At 37.1% G+C, this 4,669-nt stretch carries 5 protein-coding genes and 1 pseudogene; all 6 read left to right on the top strand.

What is annotated here, in order from left to right; translation table 11 throughout:
• Window positions 1-55 precede the first annotated feature (55 nt).
• Window positions 56-586, top strand: a pseudogene (locus ASU35_RS02060) (transposase); the annotation flags it as partial.
• 525 nt (window positions 587-1,111) lie between these two features.
• Window positions 1,112-2,257, top strand: coding sequence for a site-specific integrase (locus ASU35_RS02055; RefSeq protein ID WP_058351443.1), 1,146 nt, complete (start codon window positions 1,112-1,114; stop codon window positions 2,255-2,257).
• An 87-nt stretch (window positions 2,258-2,344) separates the two neighbouring features.
• Window positions 2,345-3,019 (top strand): orotate phosphoribosyltransferase, encoded by a 675-nt coding sequence (gene pyrE / locus ASU35_RS02050; protein ID WP_058351442.1) that lies wholly within the window; start codon window positions 2,345-2,347, stop codon window positions 3,017-3,019.
• Between the two features lie 14 nt (window positions 3,020-3,033).
• Window positions 3,034-3,186, top strand: coding sequence for a hypothetical protein (locus ASU35_RS19595; protein WP_058351441.1), 153 nt, complete (start codon window positions 3,034-3,036; stop codon window positions 3,184-3,186).
• Window positions 3,187-3,336: 150 nt separating this feature from the next.
• On the top strand, window positions 3,337-4,131 hold the full coding sequence (locus tag ASU35_RS02040; RefSeq protein WP_058351440.1) for a CpaE/TadZ family protein: 795 nt from the start codon (window positions 3,337-3,339) through the stop codon (window positions 4,129-4,131).
• Between the two features lie 14 nt (window positions 4,132-4,145).
• A complete protein-coding gene (locus ASU35_RS02035) occupies window positions 4,146-4,628 on the top strand; it encodes a hypothetical protein (RefSeq protein WP_058351439.1) in 483 nt (160 codons plus the stop codon).
• The last annotated feature ends 41 nt before the right edge of the window (window positions 4,629-4,669 follow it).

Raw genomic sequence — 4,669 nt, 5'->3', positions numbered from 1 at the left:
GATTTAATCTGCGGCAGGATTGCGACAGGAGAGAATTATAATTTGACGCGTGACAGCTAGAGTGGAACTTCAGATGTTGCTTGGTGATTATGAAATGTACACTTGTCGAATGAATGATTTGATGCAGACAATAGAAGAAAAACTGTATGAGATTCCATATATAGATAAACTCTTGGAGATAAAAGGTATTGGTATGATAACAATCTGTGGATTTATAGCAGAGGTTGGAGATATAAGACGTTTTGACAATCCAAAGCAGTTACAGAAGTTGGCCGGATATGCAATCGTCAGCAATGATTCAGGAAAGCATAACGGAGAAAGTCATATCAGTTATCGTGGAAGAAAAAGGCTGCGCTATGTTTTATATGAAGCGGCAATATCGCTGATAGGAAAGAATGCAGAGTTTAAGGAAATCCATAATTATTATCGAACAAGAGAAAGGAATCCGTTGAAGAAAATGCAGTCGGTCATAGCGGTTGCGTGTAAGGTAATCCGTATATTTTATACGATATTAACCAAGGGTGTTGCATATGACGGGACGAAAATGCTTGAAGATATACAGCATCCGGTATTGGCAGTGAATTAAAAAACAGAAACTAAATCCTGTTATCGCGGTTGAGCCAAGCAATTAGAAAATGATTGTTTTGCTCAGCCACGATAGGGGTTGATTAGCAATAAAGCTGAGTAATCGGCAAATGTAGAAATGAGAGGTAAACGTCCGCCGCAAGGTGCTTTCATAGAAACAGTCAGTAACAGAATTTACAAAGTATGAGCCAGTAGTCGGCAGGAATATTATCCAGAGGGCATGACCCTGCAAAGGAGCTAAGCTGACACCCTGGTTATGGATAGGTGGAACGAAGGAAGTGAGGACTCTCCAGAAATGTGAGATGATCCTGGTAGACACGGGAGGTACATCACCATAGAGGGACGGGTATACACAAGGCCATTTAAAACGAAGCAATAGAGACGTTTTAATTCGTGTACCCAGAAACCACTATTTTCGCACCAGATGCAGAGAAGTATCCATGATGATGGCTCATTTTACTGAGAAAAAATTTTAACAAATCCCTTATTTTAAGGGAAAAAAGACTTGACTATATAGGGAGGATTTATGGGTAAATCTATAAATGGGAAAGAACTTGGCAAAGGAATTTGCCAACGCAAAGATGGCACTTATATGGCTAGATTTATGAATAGATTCAGCAAAAGACAAACCATTTATGCAAAAACACTAAATGAAATAAGAGTAAAATTAAGAGAAGAACAATACAAAGACGAAAAAGAAATTAACGTCGTCACAAAAGATATAACATTGGATAAATGGTATGAAATTTGGATGAACACTTGTAAAAAAGGGTGCAGAGCTTCTACAAAAGAATCTTATGCAACACATTATAAACGTATTAAAGATGATTTAGGATGGAGAAAATTAACATCACTAAACCTTATTATAATGCAAAATGCCATCAATAAGTTATGTTCAGATAATGCACGAAAAAATTCTAAAAAGATTTTAGTAGATATGCTTGAAAAGGCAATAGACACTGATTTAATTACTAAGAACGCTGCAAAACAAATCATTACAGAATTGACCAAAGAAGAAAAGAAAGAACGTAGAGTGTTAACTATTGATGAAACAAAGCAGTTTTTAAAATATGCAGAAGGTACATTTTACTATAATCTTTTTGTGTTAGCACTAGAAACAGGTATGCGTGTCGGTGAATTGTGTGCTTTGTCATGGAAAGATGTGGACTTAAAATCTAAGAAACCACATATTAGTGTAAACCATACTTTGTTCTACTTCAGTAAAAATGGTAAATATGTTTTTGAAATGCATGATACAAAAACTAATAATGGGAAGCGAACGATTCCATTAACAGAAAATGCTATTAATGTTTTAAAGAGACAAAAAATTCAAAAACAAGAACTCATATTTAAAGGGAAAATGGCAACAAAAGGATATGAGGATTTAGTATTTGTAACTAGAAACAATAAACCAACACAACAGTTTTTAATACAAGAATGTATTGGTTTAATTGTAAAAAAAATACAGAAAGATAATGCAGATTTTAAACACTTTACACCTCACTGTTTTAGACATTCATTTGCAACAAGAGCATTGGAAAATGGTGTACAAATTAAAACATTATCACGGTTATTAGGACATGGAGATATTCAATTAACATATAATACTTATTGCCATGTCACAGAAGATACACTGGTAGAAGAAATGAAAAAGATGGAACGATGTGTTTAAAGTAAATGGTGTAAAAATGGTGTAAACAGGTATTTTCATAAAGTATAAAATATCTAAAAGCCTATAAATAAAGGAGAAAGTGAGTTTATGGAAACATATAAAAAGGAATTTATTGAGTTTATGGTAGATTGTCAGGTGCTTAAATTTGGAGATTTTGTAACCAAGAGCGGGAGAAAGACACCATTTTTTGTAAACACCGGCTTTTATCGTACCGGCGAGCAGCTTCGCAGGCTGGGTGGCTATTATGCAAGAGCTATCAAGGAGAAGTATGGTACAGATTTTGATGTACTTTTTGGACCGGCTTATAAAGGAATTCCACTGAGTGTAGCTACTTCTATGGCGCTCAGCGAGCTGTATGGCAAGGAAGTAAAATACTGCTCTAACAGGAAAGAGGTTAAGGATCATGGAGATACAGGAATCCTTTTAGGCAGTCCAGTTAGCGATGGAGACAAGGTGGTAGTTATTGAGGATGTAACGACAGCTGGTACTTCCATGCAAGAGACTCTTCCGATTATCAAGGCACAGGGAAATGTCAATATTCTGGGTCTTGTAGTATCTGTTGACCGTATGGAGCGTGGACAGGATGAAAGGAGTGCTCTGGAGGAAATTCAGGAGAAATACGGCATCCAGACAACAGCTATTGTTACTATGGCAGAGGTTGTAGAACACCTGTATAATAAGGAATATAAGGGAAAGATTATTATTGATGATGTATTAAAGGCAGCCATTGATGCATATTATAATCAGTATGGAGTAAAATAGCAGGAGGCAGGCAGATGGCAGAAAAGGTGTATAAGACAATGAAATCTGTGGGAATTGGTAATCTGGTTTTGGGAATCGGTATTATGGCTGCTGGCATTGGTGTCGGAGTTATGGTACTGATTAATGGAGCCAGACTTCTGCGGAGAAAATCAGACCTTCTATTTTAGAGGGTTCTTGGTTGTGACAAAAAAATACTTGTCAAAACGACGAAAATTCTTTAAGTTTTTCGTCGTTTTGACGTTATTGACAAAAATCAAAAAGTAATTTATGATAGCCCTATCACTCGCTGCGGAATGAAAAAAGGAGGGATATCATACTTGAAAGTAGCATTCTGGAGCAACGCAAGGGGAGTTTGCGGTGTTACCAGTAATCTTGCCGGTATTAGTGTAACCAGTGCACTGATGGGGAAGCAAAAGGCAATTCTGTTAGAAAATCATTTTCATTTAAATAATCTGGAGGGGATTTTAAATCAGTCTCTGGAAAGAAACCTGGTAAAGGAATATACCTATTACAGCCAGATTGGAATTGACCATCTGATGCGGAGGCTTCATTCCGGACTGGAGGTTGAAAGAGCTGTTATGGACTGTTCCATTCCGATAACGGAGGGACTTTATTACCTGCCTCAGAATATACAGATGAATACAGAGCAGTTTAATTATGAGTTCAGCCAGGTAGTATATCCTTTGCTGCAGCTTTTAGAAAAGCAGGGATATGTAGTCTGTTTTGATTTAGAACAAGGCATTAGTTTGAGCTCACGGATTATTTTAAATGAAGCAGATGTAATTGTAGTTAATCTATGTCAGAATCCTGCCATTCTGGAGGATTTTTTTGAGCAGTATGGCTCTTTGAAAAAAAGAGCATTCTATGTGGTCGGAGGCTATAGCCAGGAGTCTGCCACGACAATATCCATGATACAGAGAAAATATCAGATTGAAAAAGAACGGATAGGAGTAGTTCCTTATTCTGTAGCATTTGCTAATGCAATGAATCAGGGAAGGCTGGTTCCTTTTCTAAAACGCACCTATAAGGAGGGGAAAAAGTCAGAAAATAAAAAGTTTATGGAGGAGCTAAAGAAGTCATCCAGACTTCTTTGGGAGTTTTGCGAAGGATAAAAAGGAGGGGAAGCTTGAGGGAAACATTGGATTTTGAAACGCTTTTAGAGGGGATTACTAAAACCTTTACCCAGCTTTTGCGTGAAAATCCTTATGAAAGTGGTCTGTCTCAGAAGGAACTTCGGGAAAGACTTCATAAAAAGGGGATTTTGAGAAATGCACTCAGAAGCTGTATTTATGGGGATATGAAAGCGAAAAGGTATGTAAAGGATTGTATTCGTGATATCCTGGTGAAAAAATATGGACTGGATAACCAGAAAATACAGGAAAGTATACCTTTTCAGGATCCTTTTCTTCTTTCGGCAGAAGAAAAGTTTGCAATTCTTTTATACATATACCATAGAGAAAAAGGAGTCTATGGGCTGGAGCAGCTTTTGCAGGATTATGAGCTGGACAAGCCGAGATTTAATGGAGAGGGTATGCGGTATTATGAGATTACAGCGGAGGATATTCATCGTGTCTATGATGAATACCCTTATTTAGTGTCTGCTGATTAAGCTAAAACACTTAATTTTACTGACTTTTACCTCGTTTTCTG

This window comes from Acetivibrio ethanolgignens (assembly GCF_001461035.1).
In the GTDB taxonomy this organism is placed as follows: Bacteria; Bacillota; Clostridia; order Lachnospirales; family Lachnospiraceae; genus Velocimicrobium; species Velocimicrobium ethanolgignens.
The sequence above is the reverse complement of the archived record's forward strand: the minus strand, read 5'-3'. Positions and strand labels throughout refer to the sequence as shown.